Annotated in this window: 21 protein-coding genes; 10 read left to right on the forward strand and 11 right to left on the reverse strand. The window is 38.9% G+C overall.

The window, feature by feature from the left end; translation table 11 throughout:
* Positions 1–24 precede the first annotated feature (24 nt).
* Together ACG94X_RS00400 and ACG94X_RS00405 are read left to right on the forward strand one after the other, a co-directional pair.
* Positions 25–684: a riboflavin synthase gene (locus ACG94X_RS00400; RefSeq protein WP_419381770.1), complete on the forward strand. Its 660-nt coding sequence runs from the start codon at positions 25–27 to the stop codon at positions 682–684.
* A 109-nt stretch (positions 685–793) separates the two neighbouring features.
* Positions 794–1,339, forward strand: coding sequence for a VTT domain-containing protein (locus ACG94X_RS00405; RefSeq protein WP_419381771.1), 546 nt, complete (start codon positions 794–796; stop codon positions 1,337–1,339).
* 58 nt (positions 1,340–1,397) lie between these two features.
* Here ACG94X_RS00405 and ACG94X_RS00410 read toward each other — a convergent pair whose 3' ends face one another.
* The 4 genes from ACG94X_RS00410 to ACG94X_RS00425 form a co-directional block, all read right to left on the reverse strand.
* The gene (locus tag ACG94X_RS00410) at positions 1,398–1,616 is read right to left on the reverse strand and encodes a hypothetical protein (RefSeq protein ID WP_419381772.1); all 219 of its coding nucleotides are present in this window, start codon (positions 1,614–1,616) and stop codon (positions 1,398–1,400) included.
* A 198-nt stretch (positions 1,617–1,814) separates the two neighbouring features.
* Positions 1,815–2,435 carry a cell division protein BlhA gene (gene blhA, locus ACG94X_RS00415; RefSeq protein ID WP_419381990.1) on the reverse strand — a complete coding sequence of 207 codons (621 nt, stop codon included), beginning with the start codon at positions 2,433–2,435 and terminating at the stop codon, positions 1,815–1,817.
* 40 nt (positions 2,436–2,475) lie between these two features.
* Positions 2,476–2,907 carry a DNA polymerase III subunit chi gene (locus ACG94X_RS00420; protein WP_419381773.1) on the reverse strand — a complete coding sequence of 144 codons (432 nt, stop codon included), beginning with the start codon at positions 2,905–2,907 and terminating at the stop codon, positions 2,476–2,478.
* Positions 2,900–4,348 (reverse strand): leucyl aminopeptidase, encoded by a 1,449-nt coding sequence (locus ACG94X_RS00425; RefSeq protein WP_419381774.1) that lies wholly within the window; start codon positions 4,346–4,348, stop codon positions 2,900–2,902. The genes ACG94X_RS00420 and ACG94X_RS00425 overlap by 8 nt, the downstream gene beginning before the upstream one ends.
* 143 nt (positions 4,349–4,491) lie before the next feature.
* Between ACG94X_RS00425 and lptF the strand changes: the two genes are divergently transcribed.
* The 4 genes from lptF (at position 4,492) to ACG94X_RS00445 (ending at position 9,558) form a co-directional block, all read left to right on the forward strand.
* Positions 4,492–5,592 carry an LPS export ABC transporter permease LptF gene (lptF, locus tag ACG94X_RS00430; RefSeq protein ID WP_419381775.1) on the forward strand — a complete coding sequence of 367 codons (1,101 nt, stop codon included), beginning with the start codon at positions 4,492–4,494 and terminating at the stop codon, positions 5,590–5,592.
* Entirely contained in the window at positions 5,592–6,662 is a 1,071-nt protein-coding gene (gene lptG, locus ACG94X_RS00435; protein ID WP_419381776.1) for an LPS export ABC transporter permease LptG, read from the forward strand. Before lptF ends, lptG begins: the two co-directional genes overlap by 1 nt.
* A 157-nt stretch (positions 6,663–6,819) precedes the next feature.
* Positions 6,820–8,364 carry a 2,3-bisphosphoglycerate-independent phosphoglycerate mutase gene (gene gpmI / locus ACG94X_RS00440; RefSeq protein ID WP_419381777.1) on the forward strand — a complete coding sequence of 515 codons (1,545 nt, stop codon included), beginning with the start codon at positions 6,820–6,822 and terminating at the stop codon, positions 8,362–8,364.
* Positions 8,365–8,388: 24 nt separating this feature from the next.
* Positions 8,389–9,558, forward strand: coding sequence for a S41 family peptidase (locus tag ACG94X_RS00445; RefSeq protein WP_419381778.1), 1,170 nt, complete (start codon positions 8,389–8,391; stop codon positions 9,556–9,558).
* 87 nt (positions 9,559–9,645) lie between these two features.
* Here ACG94X_RS00445 and ACG94X_RS00450 read toward each other — a convergent pair whose 3' ends face one another.
* Genes ACG94X_RS00450 through gacA form a run of 3 tightly spaced genes read right to left on the reverse strand, consistent with a single transcriptional unit; the run spans position 9,646 to position 13,335 of the window.
* Positions 9,646–11,082 (reverse strand): sigma-54-dependent transcriptional regulator, encoded by a 1,437-nt coding sequence (locus ACG94X_RS00450; RefSeq protein WP_419381779.1) that lies wholly within the window; start codon positions 11,080–11,082, stop codon positions 9,646–9,648.
* Positions 11,083–11,099: 17 nt separating this feature from the next.
* Positions 11,100–12,668 carry a sensor histidine kinase gene (locus ACG94X_RS00455; protein WP_419381780.1) on the reverse strand — a complete coding sequence of 523 codons (1,569 nt, stop codon included), beginning with the start codon at positions 12,666–12,668 and terminating at the stop codon, positions 11,100–11,102.
* A gap of 31 nt (positions 12,669–12,699) precedes the next feature.
* Positions 12,700–13,335, reverse strand: a complete 636-nt coding sequence (gene gacA / locus ACG94X_RS00460; RefSeq protein ID WP_419381781.1) for a response regulator transcription factor GacA — start codon at positions 13,333–13,335, stop codon at positions 12,700–12,702.
* A 233-nt stretch (positions 13,336–13,568) separates the two neighbouring features.
* On the opposite strand from gacA, the gene pbpG reads away from it, so the two are divergent.
* Positions 13,569–14,624 carry a D-alanyl-D-alanine endopeptidase PBP7/8 gene (gene pbpG / locus ACG94X_RS00465; protein ID WP_419381782.1) on the forward strand — a complete coding sequence of 352 codons (1,056 nt, stop codon included), beginning with the start codon at positions 13,569–13,571 and terminating at the stop codon, positions 14,622–14,624.
* Positions 14,625–14,801: 177 nt separating this feature from the next.
* On the opposite strand, the gene thrC is transcribed toward pbpG, so the two are convergent.
* From thrC to xerD, 4 genes are all read right to left on the reverse strand, one after another.
* The gene (thrC, locus tag ACG94X_RS00470) at positions 14,802–15,941 is read right to left on the reverse strand and encodes a threonine synthase (protein ID WP_419381783.1); all 1,140 of its coding nucleotides are present in this window, start codon (positions 15,939–15,941) and stop codon (positions 14,802–14,804) included.
* 155 nt (positions 15,942–16,096) lie between these two features.
* Positions 16,097–17,401 carry a homoserine dehydrogenase gene (locus ACG94X_RS00475; RefSeq protein ID WP_419381784.1) on the reverse strand — a complete coding sequence of 435 codons (1,305 nt, stop codon included), beginning with the start codon at positions 17,399–17,401 and terminating at the stop codon, positions 16,097–16,099.
* Positions 17,402–17,536: 135 nt separating this feature from the next.
* On the reverse strand, positions 17,537–18,349 hold the full coding sequence (locus ACG94X_RS00480; protein ID WP_419381785.1) for a thioredoxin fold domain-containing protein: 813 nt from the start codon (positions 18,347–18,349) through the stop codon (positions 17,537–17,539).
* A 135-nt stretch (positions 18,350–18,484) separates the two neighbouring features.
* The gene (gene xerD / locus ACG94X_RS00485) at positions 18,485–19,402 is read right to left on the reverse strand and encodes a site-specific tyrosine recombinase XerD (RefSeq protein WP_419381786.1); all 918 of its coding nucleotides are present in this window, start codon (positions 19,400–19,402) and stop codon (positions 18,485–18,487) included.
* Positions 19,403–19,570: 168 nt separating this feature from the next.
* Here xerD and ACG94X_RS00490 point away from each other — a divergent pair, with 168 nt between their 5' ends.
* The 3 genes from ACG94X_RS00490 to ACG94X_RS00500 are packed head-to-tail and all read left to right on the forward strand — an operon-like array spanning position 19,571 to position 22,009.
* Positions 19,571–19,840 carry a FeoA family protein gene (locus ACG94X_RS00490; protein ID WP_419381991.1) on the forward strand — a complete coding sequence of 90 codons (270 nt, stop codon included), beginning with the start codon at positions 19,571–19,573 and terminating at the stop codon, positions 19,838–19,840.
* Complete coding sequence (gene feoB / locus ACG94X_RS00495) at positions 19,837–21,699, forward strand: ferrous iron transporter B (protein WP_419381787.1); 1,863 nt, start codon at positions 19,837–19,839, stop codon at positions 21,697–21,699. Before ACG94X_RS00490 ends, feoB begins: the two co-directional genes overlap by 4 nt.
* A gap of 58 nt (positions 21,700–21,757) precedes the next feature.
* Positions 21,758–22,009 carry a DUF6587 family protein gene (locus tag ACG94X_RS00500; protein ID WP_419381788.1) on the forward strand — a complete coding sequence of 84 codons (252 nt, stop codon included), beginning with the start codon at positions 21,758–21,760 and terminating at the stop codon, positions 22,007–22,009.
* Positions 22,010–22,019 lie beyond the last annotated feature (10 nt).

Raw genomic sequence — 22,019 nt, forward strand, 5'->3', positions numbered from 1 at the left:
TCACCGAGGTAGCAGGGTAGAATTATGTTTACAGGCATCATTGAAAGTTTAGGTAAAGTCGAGAGTTTACAAAGTGTTGGTGGTGATATACGTTTGCGTATTCACACAGGCTTAGATATGTCTGATGTTCATTTAGGTGATTCTATCGCGACCAATGGTATTTGTTTAACCGTGATTGAATGGGGTGATAATTGGTACGCTGCCGATGTATCTCGTGAAAGTTTGAATCGCTCGACTTTAGCCAGTTGGAAGGTCGGTCAATCTGTTAATGTAGAAAAAGCGATGTTACCAACAACACGTTTTGGTGGGCATATTGTCAGTGGTCATGTCGATGCCGTAGGTGAGATTACCGTGGTGCGCTCAGATGCTCGCTCGCTTTACTTTGAAGTGACTGCACCTGCTGAAATTGCCAAATATTTAGCAGAAAAAGGCTCTGTGACCGTAGATGGTATTAGTTTGACCATTAATCATTTACGTGGAAATGTGCTGAGTTTAAATCTTATCCCGCATACAGCTGAACGTACCAATATTGGGACATGGAAAGTCGGGGCGAAAGTAAATTTAGAAGTTGATATTTTGGCACGTTATATTGAGCGTCTATTGTTAGGTGATAAAGCGGCTGAACCGAAAGCAGAGTCAAAATTAAGCATGGAATTTTTGGCTCAGAACGGCTTTTTGAAATAATAAAATTCGCACTAAATATGAAAAAGCCTAATTAATTTAGGCTTTTTCATATTTACATCGTCAAAATAGACGAATATATTGCAAAGAGTCCATTAAAGAGAATTGTATATTGCTCGATTTTTTACTGCATTTAGAACAATTACTGCCCACCATATTAGAAAATTATGGGCTTTGGATTTATGCGATTCTGTTTTTGATTATTTTTGCAGAAACAGGCTCGGTATTTATGTTCTTTCTACCTGGTGATAGTTTGCTGATCGCAATTGGAGCATTGTGTTCTACAGCCGAGTCTGTGCACTTACATTATATGGGTGTACTGCTATTTAGTGCTTCAATCTTGGGTTATGCCGTGAATTATTATACTGGGAGAGCTTTGGGCTTTAAGTTTTTTCACAAGCATTCGCGTTGGTTTAAGCCTGAATATATACAAAAAACCAATCATTATTTTGAAAAGCACGGTGGTAAAACTATCCTTGTGGCTCGATTTGTACCTTTTGTACGTTCATTTGCACCGTTTGCGGCAGGCGCAGGGCATATGAAGATGCCTGTATTTATGTTGTATAACGTATTGGGTGGCTGGATTTGGATCGCATTATTGTTAGGCATTGGTTATGGGGCAGGTAATTTACTATCGCTCATTATTGATTCTTTTTAGTTTTGCTCTTCTGAGAATACAAAAAGCCCATATAGGGCTTTTTTAGTGCAATATGGTATTAATTCTTAATGATGGTTAAAGATGTTTGATCAAATCTAGCTTTGATTGTTCCTAAGTCAGACAAAGAGAATAGCCCTTTTTCGGACTCACGACTCAAAAAAACAGAAACAGATTGAAAATCTGCACGACTAATCAATAAATCTTGCACAGATACAGTCCATTTTTCACCTGAATTAAGTTGTTCAATTTGGTTCGAAATTTGGTTTAACAGATCCATTTTGTTTATCCCACTGAATGCGATGGTTCATTTTGTATCAATAATGAATCGTATTGATAAAAAAAATCGCTTAAATAGTTTTATCCCCAACACTAAACTGATTATCGCTTCGTGATGCATGACTATCTTGTGACATAAATATTGCATTTTAATGACATTAAAAAATTACTTTAAAATTACAGTAAATAACCGCTGCAATTATTCGGCTGAAAAGTTTGAATTGGCGAGCACGTAATCTATTTCTTCTTTAGCCGCTATTTCAAGTTTAGCTCGAAAAGCATTGACTGTTTGTTCTATGAGAGTTTCAGCTTCAAGTTCAAGCCGTAAACGTACACTGTCTAATTCAGACAGCATTTGTGCATCGGCGATTCTCAACTGACCATTGGCATAGTCTGTTGCAGGGGTGTCTGGGTTTTTACAATATTTTTCACTATATAGTGAAATATCAGTATCAATTTGTTGACGAAGATTTTGAAGGGTCAATTTTTGCTTGGCAAATTGTTGAATTTCATCTTGTTGCAACTGCACATCATAAGCTTGTTGCAGGGCACGTTTTTCTGCTAAAGAATTTTCTAAAGCCAGTTGTTTACGCACACGTGCTTCTTCAATCAGTTGTGCTTTTAAATCGGCATAGGCCTTTTCAACTTGCAATTGTGCAACTTGCATTTGGCGTTGATCATTATTATGCCAATTTTGAATGTCCGTTACTGGGCTTAAAAGGTCACAGATGCGATTGAGGTCATCGACAAAAGTTTGGCGCACGGCAACTGGCGTATCTAACCAACGCTTTTTAAAATCTTGACCGACATTTAATGTCACCACGCATCTCCTTGACTTTTAAATATTAAATCTCAATGAATTAGAGTTTGAAAGTTTGAGGTGTTGTCCCCATCCGTCGATATGCTTTGTATTTTTCACGACCTATTTGCTTCGCAGACTCATTATTTTCAACAATTTCTATAATGTGACCAAAATGCGTCACTTGTTCAAGTGGCTGATTGTTAAAATTAAACACAATCCATTCACTAGAACTCGAGTCGGGTGACGTTGTCGGCATAGGCAGCTGTGCAGAAATACAAATTGGTGCATGTGTTTGATCAATTCCGTGTGCTAAAAAGCTAGCAGGATCAAAGCTCCACAAACGATCATCGAGTTGTTGCTGCATTTCTACATCTGGGCAATACAACCAAATTTTAGCTGTATTTCGCAAAATTTTACGACATAAACGACAGGCACTTTCGACCTGTCGTTCAGGGCTTTTTTCAAACAAATAAAAGCTAATTTTAGCCATTTGATTGCGCACGATTGGCAATAAATTGCATCAATAAGGGTACTGGACGACCTGTTGCACCTTTATTTGCACCAGAATTCCATGCTGTACCTGCAATGTCTAAATGCGCCCAACGGTAATCACGAGTAAAGCGTTGTAAGAAACATGCTGCTGTGACAGCCCCTGCCTTTGGACCACCAATATTGGCAATATCTGCAAATGGAGAATCAAGTTGTTCTTGATAATCGTCATACACAGGCATGCGCCACACACGGTCAAATGCAGTTTGACCAGCCATTGTTAATTCTTCAGCTAATTCATCATCTGGCGTGAATAAACCTGAAACCACTGAGCCTAAAGCCACAACACAAGCACCTGTTAATGTCGCAATATCAATGACTAAAGCTGGGTTGAAACGCTTAACATAGGTCAATGTATCGCAAAGTACTAAACGACCTTCGGCATCGGTATTTAAAATTTCTACAGTCTGCCCACTCATAGTGGTCACAATGTCACCCGGGCGAGTTGCATGTCCAGAAGGCATATTTTCAGCCGCAGCAATTGCACCCACGACATGAATCGGAAGTTTGGCTTCGCATAATGCGCGAATTGTACCTAGAACCGATGCCGCACCACACATATCGTATTTCATTTCATCCATGCCTAAACCTGGCTTTAATGAAATACCACCTGTATCAAACGTCACACCTTTACCGACAAGAACAATAGGTGCTTGATCTGTATTGGCTTTATATTCAAGGGTAATCACACGACCTGGACGTTCTGAGCCTTTGCTCACAGCAAGAAAAGCATGCATGCCTAAGTTTGCAAGCTGTTGCTCTTCTAAAACAGTCACTGTTAATAAATCTGGAAATTCAGTCGCTAAAGCCTGAGCTTGTTCTGCTAAATATTCTGGGAAACAAATATTTGGAGGGCAATTGCCTAAATCACGTGCAAAATTTTGTCCATTTTGAATCGCTTCGATGAGTTTGATTTGCGCTGCATCTAAAGAAGATTGAGCGGCAATCAATTCAATTTGTTCTAAGCTAAATTCATTTTTTTTCGATTTAAACTCATCGTAACCATAAGCTACTTGAGTCAGATTCAAAGCAAATAAATAATGCAATTCAACAGGTAGTGCTGAAATATCAATACTGATTTGTTTGAATTTTTTTTGTGAAGCTTTGATAATCGTTTGTGCAATTTTTGCTAATTTTGCAGATTTTGTTTCAGATGCTTTATCAATGCCCACTAGAGTACATTGTGTAATTTGCGACAATTTTCCGATCAATGGTAATGTTTCATTGAATCCAGCTTTGTACTGAATGGTTTCGGTCAATGTATTTAAATCATTGATTTTATATGTTTCTTGGGTTTTTTTTAGGTTTTCAGAATCCACCAGAATAAACAAAGACTGGCTAGATGTAGGCGCTGAAAACAATGTATTTATCGTAAGTTTCATATGCTGTATTGGTGCCTTTTAACGGTTGCAATTCATTAAACCATTGAACCACTTCCAATGATAGAATTTCAATGTGGTTTTATATTTTTAACTTCGAGTAAACTAACGCTACTTCACGATTTACTCTTATTTGGAAGATTAATTTGATTATTCGACGTTACCTCGTCAAACAAGTGGTTTCGACTTCTTTAGTGGTCGTTACATTATTGACTGTCATCATGATGGGCGGGCAATTGATCAAGCGGTTTGGTCAAGCTGCGATGGGACGTATCGATCCAAGCATATTGTTCAGTATTATTGGCTATCGATTACCTGAATTTTTAACCTTAATTCTTCCATTAGGTTTCTTCATTGGTTTAATGTTGGTCTTTGGTCGTCTATATGTCGATCATGAGATGGCAGTTCTCAATGGGAGTGGAGTAAGCCGTATTCAGTTGGCTCGTTTGTTAATACCGCTTACGGTTATCTACCTATGTGTACAAAGTGTTTTGATGATTTGGATATCACCTTGGGGGTTGCGTCAGTATGAGCAATTGATATCAACTCAAGCAGTGAAGACAGGTTTCGATTCTGTTCGCCCTCGTGAGTTTATTTCCGCAGGTATGTATACCATTTATGCAGGCTCTTTATCTGAAGATCGTAAAAATCTAAAAGATGTCTTTGTTTATAAACGTGCAGAAAAAGAAGGTCGACCTGACGAAATTATTTTAGCGAAAGAAGCGACTCGAATAGAGATTGCAAATGACTCAGCGAGTGTCGTAGATCTGATCCAAGGGCGTCGTTATGAAATTTATCAGAACTCTGCCAAGTATTCACAAGCAGAATTTCAAACATGGCGTTTGCGGATAGAAAGCGATAAAGAAGCTAAATTTGACAGTGGTGAAGTAGAAGCACTTTCATTTGGAAAGTTACTTGAAAATAAAAATGATCCAGTGGTTCAGAGTGAACTGGGGTGGCGAATTTTTGTTCCATTTACAATGATCGTTGCTTTAATGTTGGCAACAGCCTTGTGTGAAGTCAGCCCTCGTCAAGGTCGTTATTTAAAACTATTTCCAGCCTTATTGATTTTTGCCAGTTTGATTGTGGCACTCATGGCAATCAAAACTCGTGTCAGTAAAGATGAGGTGGGAATGTGGGCATATCTCGCCGTATTATTGGTTTATGCCATTGCCGCAGCTTTATTTTCTAGAAAGCAAAAACTAGCACCTAAAATTAAGAAACACATTCAGCGAGTGAGATCATAATGTTAGCACGTAGAATTCTCGCAAAATATGTAGTAAAAACCTCAGTGCTCGCTATGTTAGGTGCAACAGCGGTGTTATCTATCTTGCAGATTTTATTTACTTATCTCGGTGAGTTAAGTGATTTAAAAGAAGGTTATACGGCTTGGAATGCTTTGCAGTATGTATTGTGGGGTGCGCCACGTTATCTTTACGATATTCTGCCTATTTCTGCATTGATTGGCGCTGTGCTTGGTCTTGGCTCAATGGCATCCAATAGTGAATTGATTGTGATGCGTGCATCAGGTGTAAGTTTATGGAGGATTGTGGGCTGGGTGATGCGCTCAGCATTGCTTCTGGTGATTCTTTCATTCGTGTTGAGTGAGTTTGTTGTTCCTTACACCAGTGAGCAGGCAAAAAGTATTAAAAGCCATCGCAGTGTTACCGCATTGGGTGAAGTCAAAGGCTATTGGGCACGAGAAGGGCAGCGTTTTATTTATATTGATTATGCCAATGCCCAAGGGACGTTAAAGAACGTTCAAGTGTTAGATTTTAATGATGAATATCGTTTGAAGTCCTTATTAAATGCGGAACAAGGTCAGTTTGTCAAAGATGGACAATGGGAGCTGCAAAAGAGCGCTGAAGTGAATATCCTTGCCAATGGTCAATCGCAAGTTGTGAGTCAGGATCAGCAAGCATTAGCACTGGCATTGCAGCCTAAATACGTACATATGGTGACGATAGATCCTGAAGATTTAGCACCGAGTCAATTGGTCAGTTTCATGACGTATATGAATGAATATAGCCAGATTCCAAAAACCTATTTATTGGCGTTTTGGAAAAATATCGGTTCCCCATTTGCATTACTGGCACTGGTGTTGATTGCCTGTTCATTTATTTTTGGGCCATTGCGTCAACAATCGATGGGTTTTCGTTTGGTTATCGCTTTATTTGTAGGCTTAGGTTTTTATTACATCCAAGACTTTTTGGGCTATGCAAGTTTGGTTTATGCACCATCACCTGCTTGGTTTGTTTTTATTCCAATCTTCTTCATGTTTGGTGTAGGCAGTTATTTGCTTTATCGGGCACGATAATTTGCAATATGGATTCAGCTCCATCATTAAAATTTAAAATAGATGAAAAATTCAGATGGTGGAGATCAATGATTACCATCGTTTGAGCGTAGAGTCTGCCGTAAAAAAACGGTAAGATATGACGATTAAATTGTAAACAGTAAAAAGAGTGTAAATCATGACGGATGCAACTGCTGGCAAAATCCCTCACGTTCTTGTGATTATGGATGGTGTGGGTCATCGTGAAGCGGTCGAAGATAATGCGTTTTTAGCAGCAAAAACGCCAAATCTAACCATGATGCAAGACAAGCATCCGCATAGTTTAATTTCAGGCTCTGGTGAAGATGTCGGGCTTCCAGATGGGCAAATGGGTAACTCCGAAGTCGGTCATATGAATCTGGGTGCTGGTCGCGTGCTTTATCAAGATTTTACGCGTATTACCAAAGACATTCGTACGGGTGATTTCTTTGAACATGAAGTGTTGATTGATGCTGTAGAAAAAGCCAATGCTGCGAACGGTGCAGTGCATATCATGGGTTTATTGTCAGAAGGTGGTGTGCATTCACATCAAGACCATATTGTTGCCATGTGTGAACTTGCATTGAAACGTGGTGTAAAAGTCTATTTACATGCTTTCCTTGATGGTCGTGATACACCGCCACGTAGCGCTAAGCCTTCATTAGAAAAGTTAGATGCGGTATTTGCACAATATCCAAATCAAGGTCGTATTGCGACAATGATCGGTCGTTATTTTGCAATGGATCGTGATAATCGTTGGGATCGTGTTGAACAAGCTTATCGCTTATTGACAGAAGGTGAAGCATTCCGTGTTGTGGATTCTGCGCTAGAAGGTTTAGAGCAAGCTTACCAAGCCAATGAAAATGACGAATTTGTTAAAGCAACACGTATTGGTGAAATTGCTAAAATTTCTGATGGTGACAGTGTTGTATTTATGAATTTCCGTGCAGACCGTGCACGTGAAATAACCAAAGCTTTTGTTGAAAAAGATTTTGCAGGTTTCGAGCGTAAAGTTGTACCCAATCTCGCTAAATTTGTCATGTTAACGCGTTATCAAGCAACCATTGATGCACCTGTTGCTTATATGCCGAATGGATTAAAAAATTCGATTGGAGAATATCTTTCTGATTTAGGTAAAACGCAGTTACGTATTGCTGAAACAGAAAAATATGCGCATGTGACCTTCTTCTTTAGTGGTGGTCGTGAAGATGAGTATCCAGGTGAAACACGGATTTTGATTCCATCACCTAATGTTGCTACTTATGATTTACAACCTGAAATGAGCGCACCACAAGTGACGGATGAATTGGTTAAAGCAGTCAATTCAGGCGAGTTTGATTTGTTGGTTGTTAACTTTGCCAATGGTGATATGGTTGGACATACAGGTGTATTTGATGCGGCAGTCAAAGCAGTTGAAGCTGTAGACACCTGTTTGGGGCGTTTATATGAAGCCGTGATAGCAAAACATGGACATATGTTAATTACAGCTGATCATGGTAATGTTGAACAGATGCAAGACTATGTGAGTGGTCAAGTACATACGCAACATACCACTGAACTTGTGCCGTTTATTTATGTCGGCCCTACAGATGCAGTCATTGCAGACGGTGGCGTATTGGCAGATGTTGCACCGACGATATTAACGTTGATGAATCTTCCAGTGCCATCAGACATGAAAGGACGTAATTTAATTACGTTGAATTAATAAGATAAAGATACAGGTGTGTGAATGGCTCAAGCTTGGAAATATATTGCTGTTTTAACAGGATTACTTGCGAGTGGAAGCCATTCGGTATGGGCAGCAGATAATGCTGCTCTTGATTTTGATGGAGATATGGAGCAAACCATCACAGAAGTGCCCATTGAATCGATTGAACAATTTGTTCAGATTTACGGAATTGTCAAAGATAATTATGTCCAAGAAAAACCGGATGATGTTCTGTTCTTACAAGCAATCAAAGGTTTAATTAGTGGTTTAGATCGTTATTCACGTTATTTGTCGCCTGAAGAATATAAGCAATTGATGCAATATACAGAAAGTGATCTGGCGACTGTGGATTTTGAATTGGGTTTTGATAACCATACACATCAATGGCAAATTCGAAATTTAAAAGAAAATTCTGATTCTGCTAAATTGGGTTTAAAAAATGGATTCACGATTTTTAAACTTGAAAACCAAGAATTAAAAACCTTAAATGCAGAGCAAGTTGATGATTTATTGCATGGATCAATTGGTTCCACTTTACAGTTACAGCTCAATGAAAAAAGCCCAGTATTGTCTGTGCTTAGAAATAAAAAATTAGACGTGGCAGATATTGAACCTGTTTTATTACATAATCAGGTTTTAGTTTTAAAAGTGAAGGTATTTCAGCAAGATACTGCAAATGAAATTAAACGATTAATTGAGGAGTATAGTTCTCAAAGAGTGAAAGCCGTTTTATTTGATTTACGCAATAATCCAGGTGGGTTGTTGTCTGCCGCCGTTGAAACAGCTGATCTATTTTTAAACCAAGGAACGATTGTTTCAACAAAGAGCCGTTCTGAAGGTAATCAACAATTCCAAGCTTTACCGGGTGATGAGTTTTCCAATATTAAATTAGGAATTTTAATCAACGGTCGTTCGGCATCTGCGGCTGAAGTTTTTACTGCGTCAATGAAAGAACAAAATCGTGCATGGGTGATCGGTGAGAAAAGCTATGGCAAGGGTGTCGTGCAGAAACTATTTCCATTGCCCAATAGTGCAGCAGTGCAAATGACGGTTTCGCATTATTTCACCCCCAACGGTAATATGATAGATGGGCAGGGTATTCGCCCAAATTTAGATTATCCGTGGGCTTTGGATATAAAAGAAGAGACCTATTTGAATAATGTTGCAGATCAATTATTAAAACATCGCTAGTCTTATCGAATGCGCTCTTCTAAAACAAAAAAACTGAGATTTTAAGTCTCAGTTTTTTTGTTTAGGATTGATGAAAATCGATTTTCATTACTCATCGTCATCTGTATCTAAACCAAATTTTTTCAAACGATAGCGTAAAGAACGAAAAGTCATGCCTAATTTTTTCGCTGCTAGCGTTCTATTCCAATGGGTTTGATTTAAAGCAGACAACAAAACTTCTTTTTCGACTTTTTCCAAATATTGCTCTAAACCTTCTTCAGGAATGTTTTGAGCTGTATGGATTGGATCAGTCATTGGTGTTTGAGTAGGTATTACGGCAGATGCGTAAGGTGCTGTGCGATGGAATGCGATGCCACTTACATTACGATGCGGAGCAGGCTGTAGGTGATGAATGTCGAGAATGATGTCATCACTCATAGTAATGGCTTTTTCGATGATATTCCGTAGTTCACGAACATTGCCTGAGTAGTGTTGTTCCAGCAAAAACTTTTTTGCAGAATCCGTCAGGCTTTTCACCGAAATTTGCCATTCCGCACAAATGAGTTGAATAAAATGTTCTGCTAAAATTAGAATATCTTGCCCACGTTGTCTGAGCGGAGGCAACACGACATCCATCACATGGATTCTGAAAAATAGATCGTGACGGAATTTACCCTGATCGACAAGTGCTTCAATATTTTGGTGACTTGCGCTAATAATTCGAAAATCCACTTCGACTTCAGTTTCGCTACCGAGTGGGCGAATTTTCTTTTCTTGTACAGCACGAAGCAGCTTGGCTTGCATGGCTAAAGAAAGCTCTGCAATTTCGTCTAAAAATAAACTTCCGCCATTTGCGCTTTGAATTAAGCCTTGCTTATCTTGCGTCGCACCTGAAAAACAACCTTTTTTGTGCCCAAAAAGCTCACTTTCCATCAAGTCTTCAGAGATTGCACCGCAGTTAATCGCGACAAAAGGGCTATCACTACGATTACTGAGTCTATGAATCAGATTGGCAACGACCTCTTTCCCAGTGCCCGATTCACCTGTAATAAAAACAGGTGCTTGCGAGCGCGCAATTTTTTTAATGGATTCTCTAAGCTGACAAATAATTGGTGATTTACCAATCAACATAGATTGTTCGATGGGTCTTGTCGCTACATCTAGATCAATCGTGGGTACATGCAATGCTTTTTGCAATAATTGCTGTAAATGCGATTGGTTAATCGGTTTACTGACGAAATCGAAAGCACCTGCTTTTAAAGAAGCAATGGCAATTTCCATATTTCCATAAGCTGTAAGCACTGCTATAGGGGTTTTAGGATAATGTTGCGATACATGCTTGACTAAATCTAGGCCACTACCATCAGGAAGATTTAAGTCAGTAATACAAGCATCATATTTGTATTCATTAAAGAAATATTTGGCTTGTTGTAAATGATGCGCCATATGTGTTTTGATTCCCATTCGGGAGAGGCTCATTTGCATGAGTAAACATAAATCTTGTTCATCATCGACAAGTAAAACCAATGGCTGTCGTGTAGTCATATCCCCAAAAACCTAATCTAATCCGTGAATGGGCATTCGATACGGAAACATGCCCCTTGTTTTTTTTGCTCTACGTAAATTAATTTCGCTTGATTCGCTTCGCAGATACTATGCGATAGGTACAATCCTAAACCAGTTCCATTAATTTCGGTACTAAAAAATGGTTGAAATAATTGTGAAAGGTGTTGTTTTGTGACGCCTTCGCCATAATCAATCACATCAATACACAGCTGATGTTCATTTTTGAAAACGTTCACCAAAATATATTCAGAATTCGGGTCATTATGACGCAAAGCATTACGAATTAAGTTGATCAACACTTGTCTGAGCTGTGAATCATCAAAATAAATAAAAAAATGTGAATGAATATTGGTTTTAATTTTTTCACAAACATCTTTTAAATCATTTGAAAATAAATCATCAAAGAAATGATTAAGATCGATTTTAGACGCTGTAGTTTTTCTATTCTTTGCCATATCCAACGTATCTTTAATAATATTATCAATACGCTGAGATTGTTTGGTAATCATTTTAGTTAAAATAAGCTGTTGTTCTTGGTCACTTTCGATCATTAAATCATTGGCTTGAACAATTGCGGCTAAAGGATTTCGGATTTCATGGGCAATACTGGCGGATAATTGTCCCAATGCCGCTAATTTAAGTTGTTGAACTTTTTGGTTTATTTTTTGTGCATCCTCTAGGATTAAAAGTGTAAGTGCTTGGTTCGGGACGATCAATCTTTGCACTTGAATATCTAAAATATGAGTGGATTGATGTGATTCAAATTGGAAGCGCTCACCATCATGTAGAATCGCATCTTTGAATATTTCGTATAAATCAGGTTGGAAGTTAGATAAATGATATTGCTCATGTGCATAGAGTGGCGAAATACCTAAAAGTAAACACGCGGCAGGGTTACTGACAATAATTTTGCATTGTTCATCGAGAACCAAATAGCCCATTTCAATTTGTTCTAGAATATAGCGGTTAATATTTTGTAGTTTAAATAACTCGATAGATTGATGTGTATTGATTGACTCTAAAAGTTGGAAACGGTTAATCGCAATTTGACCTATTCCAAAAACCATAAAAAATAAAAAAGCCAATAAAGCACTGTTGCCAATATTGTTAAAATTAGAGAAATCGAAAAAACTCCCCAAAAATTGCTGATAAACAACCGTAATCACTGAAACTAAAGTAATAAAAAGTGCTTGGCTCTTACTGAGTAAAAAATTGGCTGTAAAAACAGTAATAACAAAAAGAATACCAATGGAAAGATTAGGGCCGCCCAACGAAAAGGTGAGCGCGCTCAAAAAAGGAATATCCACCATAAATAAACCGATAAACTGACGGCGAATTCCATGAGGATAGAACTTGAGCAGTACCATTTGTGCCACTGCAACGGCAGTAAAACTAACGACAGAATAAAAATAAAGACTGGGATAGGTATAATGTATCGTTTGATTCTCAAGTGTAATCAAGAAGATCATGATTAAACAAAATGAAATGATAATACGATAAAGTGTATACAGCGTGCCTAAACGGTAAATGGTTTGATAAATAGGCATAGATACCGTAGGCAACATAAATTTACTCAGGCCGTATTTTTAAAATATTTTAAGGTTTGATCAATCCATAACGAATTGCCATATGAGTCAGTTTTACATCGCTATCGAGATTGAGTTTTTCGAAAATACGATAACGGTATGTATTGACAGTTTTAACACTCACAAAAAGCTTGTCAGAAATTTCTTGTGCGCTAATACAATTGACCACCATCATCGCCACTTGCATTTCACGTTCAGACAGTGCATCGAATGGGGAGGTCTGTGTGTCAGATAAATATGAACTTGCCAATTGTTCAGCAATATCGGCACTGAAATATTTACCACCTTGCATGACTTTTTTAATCGCTCTTACCATTTCAGTAATCGGCGCACCTTTGGTGATATATCCACGCGCGCCTGCTTTTAATAGCAATGATGGGTAGGGTTCTTCTGCTAAGCCGCTGACTGCAAGAACTTTGGTTTCTGGCGCTGTTTGTAATAATCGACGCGTAGTTTCAACCCCGCCTATACCGGGCATATTGACATCTAATAACACCACATTTGGATGGTGCTGTCTGACAATGGTAATTGCTTCTTCGCCAGATTCTGCTTGTCCAATGACTTGAATATCAGTTTGATCTTCTAACATTCTGCAGATGCCTGTTCTTACTAATTCATGGTCATCTACCACTAAAACAGTAATCACACGTACACCTCCTTAAATTCCAAATATCAATATTTTTGTTACACAAAGCAAAAAACACTTGCAATGACATAACAAAATTGGCAATGCTATTCCTAATATCCATTCAATATTTATACACAATACAGTGTGATTAAAATATTTGTTTTAATATAGTCACGTTTGAGTGTAAATGTAAGTCATATTTGAGGTAATTCGCAAGTTTGTGAAAACCTCCCTGAGATGAGTAAGTTATCGTGAAAAATGCCAAAAATATGTTAATGCATGCGCTGAGCATTTCAGTGCTACTCGGTTTGAGTTCAACTAGTTTTGCAGATCTCGTGATAAATTCTTCAGGGGGTGTTGGGCAAGCTGCACTCAGCTGGTCTTCTGCTGACGCAAGTCAATTGTTAAATGATGACTCTATTGAGGATGATGGTGAAGAGGTTTCTCCACAGGGTTCAACAACATTAACAACGACGATTCGTCCTTCAAGTTCTGTAGCGGCCGCAAGTAGCAATAAAGCAGTACAAATTTTTGATACTAACTCGTATAGTTCACAACCTTCTGTGAACGCACGTGCTGCATTGGTTATGGATGCTAAAACAGGTGAAGTGCTGTATAGCAAAAATACCAATACATCGATGCCAATTGCATCCATTACTAAATTGATGACAGGCGTGATAACAGCCGATGCACGTTTAAATATGTCTGAGGACATTACCCTGCAGCAAATTGACTTTGCAGGAGCGGGTGGTAAGAATTCAAGTTCAACTTTAAAAGTTGGCGATACGATGAACCGTGCTGAAATGTTACTTGTGGCATTGATGAAATCTGAAAATCCTGCTGCTGCCGCTTTAGCACGCACTTATCCCGGTGGTCGTCAGGCGTTTATTGCTGCGATGAACACTAAAGCACGTCAGTTGGGTATGACATCAACCCATTATGCTGAATCGACTGGTTTAGATCCACGTAACGTGTCTTCTGCACGTGATTTGGGCATTTTGGTGAGTGCATCTTCACAGTATGGCTTGATTCGCCAATTCTCAACGACTGCACACTATGATTTTAATTTGGGCTATAGAGTGCTTAAATCAAACAACACCAATGCATTGGTTCGTAATGGCGGTTGGAATATTAATATTTCAAAAACAGGCTATATCAATGAAGCTGGGCGCTGCGTGGTAATGCACACCACTGTAAATAACCGTCCTGCAGTTGTGGTGTTATTGGGTGCGAGTACATCACAAGCACGTACTAACGATGCAACTAATCTATTAAATTGGGTGAGCCACTTACCTAAACGTATTTAATTCATTCTGACCATTCAGTTTTGATTGATTTGGCTTGAAAGCTTGTTTGTGAATTTGAAAGCTCCGATCTCGGGGCTTTTTTATAGCTTATGTAAAATGAGGATTGGATTGTTGATTGGTAAGATGTAAAGATAAAAAAAACCTGCACGAGGCAGGTTTTTATTACATTCAAGCCAATTACATATTAGAAAGAATAGAATCACGTACTTGGTTCATTTCAGCATCAATTGTCAACATTACAGCATCCGCACATTGCTTAATTGCAGTGTCTGGATCTTTTAGACCATTACCTGTTACGGTACATACGATAACAGAACCTTCAGGAATTTTACCCGCTTTAATATCACGGATTGCACCACCGATAGACGCAGCAGAAGCAGGCTCAACAAATACACCTTCATACATAGAAAGTAAGCGTTGTGCTTCTAAGATTTCTGCATCAGTCAATTCATCAAACCAACCTTCAGAATCACGTACTACAGCTTTTGCATGATTAAAGCTTTGTGGGTTACCAATACGGATTGCTGTTGCAACCGTTTCAGGGTTTGCAACTGGACCGCCACGTAAGAATGGTGCAGCACCAGAAGCTTGATAACCAACCATTACTGGACGACCTACAGGGTTTGGCCCCGTAAATTTATCAGTTTCAGCGTCATAAACCACTTGTTCAAATTCTTCAACGGATTGGTTTGCAACAGCTTCGGTATAACCCATCCAATGTGCTGTAATATTCCCTGCATTACCCACAGGTAAGCAATGGTAATCTGGCGCACGACCTAAAGCATCAACAATTTCATAAGCAATGGTTTTTTGACCTTGCAAACGGTACGGGTTGATTGAGTTTACAATCGTTACAGGTGCTTGGTCTGCAACTTCTTTAACAAGACGCATACCATCATCAAAGTTACCATGAATTTGCATAGTCACTGCGCCATACATCATTGCTTGCGCCATTTTACCCATGGCAATTTTGCCTTCTGGGATAAGTACAAAGGCTTTGATGCCTGCACGAGCAGCGTAAGCAGCAGCGGCAGCAGAAGTATTGCCTGTAGACGCACAGATAATCGCTTTAGAGCCTTCTTCAACTGCTTTCGTTACTGCCATGGTCATGCCACGGTCTTTAAATGAACCAGTTGGGTTTAAACCCTCATACTTCACATAAATTTCAACATTTTTACCAATAATACGTGGAATATTGTCTAATTTAATGAGCGGTGTATTACCTTCATTTAAAGAAATAGCACGTGTGGTTTTAGATACTGGTAAGCGGTCACGATAGCGATCAACAAGTCCTGTGTAGCGATTGGCATTAGACATGATGGTGTTCCAATTATATGTAGAGCAAATAGAGATATTCTTTTAACCCCTCAGTGCTTTTATAAAGTACTGAATGCTTAGGAATTTAAATTCAGTTTAAGTTCTAAGCATTTCTTTCAGTCTTGCAGAAAGATTGAGGGGGATTTAAAACCTGATTAGTTATCGAGCAATTCTAAACGAATTCTTACGATTTCGCCATGAATCACAGGTAAAGCTTGAATTTGAGCCAAAGCTTCATTCATTTTAGATTCCACAACAGGATCGGTTAAAATCACGATAGGGATCAGGTCTTTTAAACGAGGCTGTTGCATGATGGCATCGATGCTAATTCCTGCACGACTTAAAATCGTGGTCACATCTGCAAGTACGCCAGTTTGATCTTCTGCATTTATACGGATGTAATATCCAGTGGTCATTTCATCTGGTTTTAAAAGATGAATATCACTTAAAGCTTCAAATGCCAATTGGGGAATCGTACCTGAGCCATCTTCTGTATAAATAATGTCACGGACAATATCGATCACATCTGCAACTACAGCAGAAGCCGTTGGCCCTGCACCTGCACCTGCACCATAATACAAAGTTGGACCGACTGCATTGGCTTGTACTAAGACAGCATTTTTCACGCCATTTACATTGGCAATCAGTTCATCTTCTGGAATCAGGGTTGGGTGAACACGAAGTTCAATGCCTTTATCTGAGCGACGTGCAATACCTAAGTGCTTAATGCGGTAGCCCAATTCTTCTGCATATTTAACGTCTTGAGCAGTAATTTTACTGATGCCTTCGGTATAAACCGCATCAAACTGTAAAGGAATACCAAATGCACATGAAGCAAGAATGGTGAGCTTATGTGCTGCATCAATTCCCTCAACATCAAACGTTGGATCTGCTTCTGCATAACCAAGTTCTTGAGCTTCTTTTAATACATCGGCAAATGCACGACCTTTTTCGCTCATTTCAGTCAAAATAAAGTTGCCTGTACCATTGATGATACCTGCTAACCATTCAATTTTATTGGCTGCAAGACCTTCACGAATAACTTTAATGATTGGAATACCACCAGCAACTGCAGCTTCATAAGCAATTTGGACATGATGATCATCTGCTGCTTTAAACAGTTCATTCCCATGTTCTGCCAATAAGGCTTTGTTTGCAGTAACCACTTGTTTGCCATGTTTAATGGCTTCCATAATCACTTCATAGGCAGGGTGGATACCGCCCATGACCTCAATCACGACATCAACATCGGGTTGGCGAACAATATCGAGCAAGTCTGAACTTTGTTTAATACTTGCAGGTAAGTTTAAATCTGGACGCGGACGACGAGTGCCCACATGAGTAATTTCAATTTCACGACCTGTGCGACGTCTAATTTCGGCAGCATTTTCTTGTAATAGTTTAAGGGCTCCACCGCCTACGGTTCCTAGACCGAGTATTGCCAGACGAACTGGTTTCACGTCACACTCCAAATTATGTATATAAATTATATTAAGCTTAGATCATAGCTAAAAAATGCGCCAGACTCTAGCGTTTGGCACATCTTTATATGCTTTATCTTGAGGTATAAATAATAGTAAATTTACTAATAAAAATTATTTATTTAAACGACTTTCAATTTCATCAGCAGTCATATAACCACCTAGATATTCACCATCTGCATTGTAGATAGCAGGCGTACCATTCACACCCATTTTAAGCCCTAAAGCATATTGGTCACGAACAGCATTCTTACACGTCGCTGGTGCAAGTGTTACACCTGCAATTGCTTGGTCAAATGCAGCATGACGATCTGCACTACACCAGACACTTTCCATGGCAGGGATAAATTGCTCACCACGAGGCCAAGCGATATAGCGGACTTCAATGCCTTTTGCGGTAATTTCAGGAATATGTTCATGTAATTTATGGCAATACGGACAGCTTGCATCGGTAAATACATAAATCACTTGCTTGGTTTTACCTTGCGCAGGATAAACCAATAAATCTTCAGTTTTTAAGTTAGCCAGATGTTTTTTATTCTCACCTGATTGGATTTTATCTCCAATGCTGCTGAGTTTTTTATCGCCTAAACGAATGATATCACCTTGAATTAAATATTTACCATCCGCCGTTGCATAAACCGAACTCATGCCTTCCATGCTGACCCAATACATATTTGGCATTTCAGTTGGCTTAACATCTAAAATTTTTGCGTTAATGTCCGCTTTTTTGAAATTGGCTTGCAAGGTTTGAATTAAGCGTTGCGTTTCATTTCGTTCAGTTAAATTGGATGCTTCACCAGTGGCAGGTGAGGTTGCAGTCAAATTATCATCTTTTTTGGCATCTTGGTTTTTTGAACAAGCACCCAATGCCATAGCACTTGTCACAAGACAAGCCAGCATCAATTTTGAACGATTCAATTGCATAAATAACTCTTTATGTTTATCAGCGCGATTTTAGGGAATTCTTTTTGAGTGAATGAGCATAGCAAAATTTTCACAAACGTACGTTAAAACTTGATTAAGGGATGTAAATTGGCGATACATACCAAAGTCATCATTTTAAGCTCTAGGATGATATTTCTGATGCAGTTGTTGCATACGTGCTTGAGCAACATGCGTATAAATTTGTGTTGTAGATAAATCACTATGTCCCAAAAGCATTTGTACGACTCGTAAATCTGCACCATGATTCAATAAATGGGTAGCAAAAGCATGCCTTAACGTATGCGGAGATAATTCGATTTGGATTCCTGCTTGTAGTGCATAGCGTTTAATGGCGTACCAAAAATTTTGACGACTCATGATGCCGCCGTGTTGTGTTAAAAATAAATAATCGGTGGATGATTTGTATAACTGTCCTCGTGATTGCGCTAAATATTGTTCAACCCATTCACACGCCACTTCACCCAAAGGAACGAGACGTTCTTTATTGCCTTTCCCTGTAATGCGTAAATAACCTTGTTTTAAGTTGATCAGATCTAATCTTAAATTTAGTAACTCTGTAACACGCAATCCACAGGCGTACAACACCTCAAACATGGCACGATCACGCAAGCCAAGTGCAGTTTCAGTATTCGGTGCTTGAATTAATGCTTCAACATCTTGCTCAGACAAATCTTTTGGTAAAGCCCGACCTAGTTTCGGTGTTTTATGTGCTGCAACAGGGTTATCTAAACGAATTTTTTGTTCACGTAAAAATTTATAAAATGAACGCAGAGCAGAGAGGGTGCGTGCAATCGAACGTGGGCTTTTACCTAGTTTGGTCAACTCAATCAGTACATCCGAAATATCGTCATGTGTCCATTGGGGGAGATGTGACTTTACACAGAGACTGGCTTGAATTAAATCTGATAAGTAAGCATTGCGTGTATGTGGGCTAACCGTTTGCGCAATCAAATAATCGCGGAATCCTTGTAAAAAACTTAAATTTTCTGGAATGGTCACAGCGACAGGAATACGTGGTTTTTTATTGAGCATGGGCTTAATGTAATGTAGAAATCATTTTATTGTGGGAATGTAGACTAAAAAATTAGTGAAGTCGAATGATTGTGGTAAATGAGAATTGTAATCAAACCTTATTTGGTAATTATTCTCATTTGTATGTATAATAAAATCATTATCGAATTAATTTTAGGGTTAGTTTCAGTGCGTTTGTCTGACTTGAAAGTGAAGCAAACTGCCATTATTTGCAAGGTCAATCGTACCTCTGAAAATAATGTCAATCAGCTAGATTTAGTAGCGAGTCGTTTGGAAACATTGGGGTTTGTACCTGGTACATATGTGCAAGTGATCACCAAAGGTATCTTTGGTGGCGACCCTATTTTGATCCAAATTGGTTTTACTCGCTTTGCATTACGCAAAATTGAAGCTGAAAAGATTGAGATTCAAATAACAGTAGAAGGAGCATCGACATGAGCGAAGTTTTACGTATTGCTTTAGTCGGTAATCCTAACTGCGGTAAAACATCACTTTTCAACCATTTAACAGGAACACGGCAAAAAGTTGCGAACTATGCTGGTGTTACTGTTGAACGCAAGGTGGGAACATTTACCTTACCGTCAAGCCGCACGGTACGGGTGCTCGATTTACCTGGTACATACAGCCTCAATGCAACAAGTCCTGACGAAGCAATCACACGTGATGTAGTGATGGGCAAAATTGTGGAAGAACAAGATCAAGATGCATTTTTATGTATTGTCGATGCGACAAACTTAAAACTTCATCTTGGTTTGGTTTTAGAGGTTATTGAGCAAGGTAAGCCGATTCTCCTTGTCCTGAATATGATGGATGAAGCACGCCGTCGTAGTATGCAGATCAATACGCAAAAATTATCACAGCGTTTAGGTATTCCCGTTGTGGAAACCGTTGCGGTGAGAAATGCAGGTATTGAAAACTTGATGGCTGCTTTGGACGATGAAAAATTCAAAACACCAGATGTTGAATTGAGTGATGTTAAGCTTTCAGGTTCAAACCATGAAAAAATCGATCAAATCTTAAAAGATGTGGTGGTTTTTGTTGATCAAGAAGATAAGCGAACAGACTTTCTCGATAAAATTTTCTTACATCCAGTATTGGGTTTAGTCAGTCTTGCCTTGATGATGTTTGTGGTGTTTCAAGCCGTATTTTCTTGGGCAGCACCATTCATGGACGGGATTGAGTCCATTTTTGGATGGTTAGGTGAAACAATTGGTGCATATATTTCGCATCCATTGCTACATAGCTTAGTCGTTGATGGGGTTATTGCAGGGGCAGGCAGCGTTGTTGTTTTCCTTCCTCAAATTCTGATCCTATTTTTCTTTATTTTAGTCTTAGAAGAATCAGGTTATTTACCACGTGCGGCATTTTTACTTGATAAATTAATGTTTAAAGCAGGACTCAGTGGTCGTGCCTTTATTCCATTATTATCAAGTTTCGCATGTGCAGTACCTGGGATCATGGCGACACGAAGTATTAGTGATCCACGAGATCGTTTAACCACGATTTTTGTTGCACCACTCATGACATGTTCTGCACGTTTACCTGTTTATGCTTTGCTGATTGCGGCATTTATTCCATCCACAACAGTTTGGGGATTCCTCAACTTACAAGGTCTAGTGCTATTTGCATTGTATATGTCTGGTATTGTCAGTGCCTTGTTGGTTGCTACTGTGTTGAAATTTTTCCAAAAAGACAAATCTGAACATGCTTTGTTAATGGAGTTGCCGAGTTATCGTATTCCAGATATTAAAAGTCTTTGGATTGGTTTATTAGACCGTGCCAAGATTTTCTTAAAGCGTGTTGGTGGGATCATTTTTGCATTGTCAATTTTGCTTTGGTTCTTGTGTACTTTCCCACAAGCTCCAGAAGGAGGTGCGCTTCCTCCAATTGATTATTCATTTGCTGGGATGCTCGGGCATGTCATGCAACCGATCTTTGCACCACTTGGTTTTAATTGGCAAATTTGTATTGCTTTGATTCCTGCAATGGCAGCACGTGAAGTATTAGTTGCTTCATTGGGTGTGGTATATGCGTTATCTGCAACAGATGATGATGCGATATCTAAAGGCTTAGAAGCCCTGATTACGACAGGAGATTTGAAGTGGTCATTGGCAACAGGTTTGTCTTTATTGGTCTGGTTCATTTACGCACCACATTGTTTAGCGACTTTGGCAACCGTTAAACGTGAAACAGGTTCATGGAAAACAGTTGCAGGTATGACAGCCTATTTATTTGGTTTGGCATATTTGATGTCATTCCTAACCTATCAAATTGCATCACGTTATTTTGGTGTATAAAAAGTTTGTGAATGTTTAAACCGATAAATATTTTGCTCTAGAAATCGAGGAGATTGAGATGGTTGAATTATTGATTATTACAGCGTTGGTCATTTGGAGTGCAATCTTTGTTTTTAAGAAGATTTTTCCAAAGACAGCCTATTCTGTGTTTTTGAAGCTGTCTCAATTTTGTCGTGCGAAAGGTTGGGATCGTTTAGCGAACGGGTTACAACCAGCAATGGCCGCAGGTTGTGGTGGTGGCTGTGGTTGTGCAAGTAGTGATGCAGATGCACCGAAGAAAGTTGAAATTCAAGCGGTAAAATGGAAATAGTACATCGCCG

This window comes from Acinetobacter psychrotolerans (assembly GCF_048552595.1).
GTDB lineage: Bacteria > Pseudomonadota > Gammaproteobacteria > Pseudomonadales > Moraxellaceae > Acinetobacter.

Excerpts from the sequence above, each read along its gene's own strand:
- thrC (WP_419381783.1), bottom strand. The coding sequence starts at position 15,941 with ATGTCTAATGCCAATCGCTACACAGGACTTGTTGATCGCTATCGTGAC.
- ACG94X_RS00420 (WP_419381773.1), bottom strand. The coding sequence starts at position 2,907 with ATGGCTAAAATTAGCTTTTATTTGTTTGAAAAAAGCCCTGAACGACAG.
- feoB (WP_419381787.1), top strand. The coding sequence starts at position 19,837 with ATGAGCGAAGTTTTACGTATTGCTTTAGTCGGTAATCCTAACTGCGGT.
- ACG94X_RS00445 (WP_419381778.1), top strand. The coding sequence starts at position 8,389 with ATGGCTCAAGCTTGGAAATATATTGCTGTTTTAACAGGATTACTTGCG.
- ACG94X_RS00425 (WP_419381774.1), bottom strand. The coding sequence starts at position 4,348 with ATGAAACTTACGATAAATACATTGTTTTCAGCGCCTACATCTAGCCAG.
- ACG94X_RS00400 (WP_419381770.1), top strand. The coding sequence starts at position 25 with ATGTTTACAGGCATCATTGAAAGTTTAGGTAAAGTCGAGAGTTTACAA.
- ACG94X_RS00500 (WP_419381788.1), top strand. The coding sequence starts at position 21,758 with ATGGTTGAATTATTGATTATTACAGCGTTGGTCATTTGGAGTGCAATC.
- xerD (WP_419381786.1), bottom strand. The coding sequence starts at position 19,402 with ATGCTCAATAAAAAACCACGTATTCCTGTCGCTGTGACCATTCCAGAA.
- ACG94X_RS00450 (WP_419381779.1), bottom strand. The coding sequence starts at position 11,082 with ATGACTACACGACAGCCATTGGTTTTACTTGTCGATGATGAACAAGAT.
- lptG (WP_419381776.1), top strand. The coding sequence starts at position 5,592 with ATGTTAGCACGTAGAATTCTCGCAAAATATGTAGTAAAAACCTCAGTG.
- ACG94X_RS00410 (WP_419381772.1), bottom strand. The coding sequence starts at position 1,616 with ATGGATCTGTTAAACCAAATTTCGAACCAAATTGAACAACTTAATTCA.
- ACG94X_RS00455 (WP_419381780.1), bottom strand. The coding sequence starts at position 12,668 with ATGTTGCCTACGGTATCTATGCCTATTTATCAAACCATTTACCGTTTA.
- gpmI (WP_419381777.1), top strand. The coding sequence starts at position 6,820 with ATGACGGATGCAACTGCTGGCAAAATCCCTCACGTTCTTGTGATTATG.
- ACG94X_RS00480 (WP_419381785.1), bottom strand. The coding sequence starts at position 18,349 with ATGCAATTGAATCGTTCAAAATTGATGCTGGCTTGTCTTGTGACAAGT.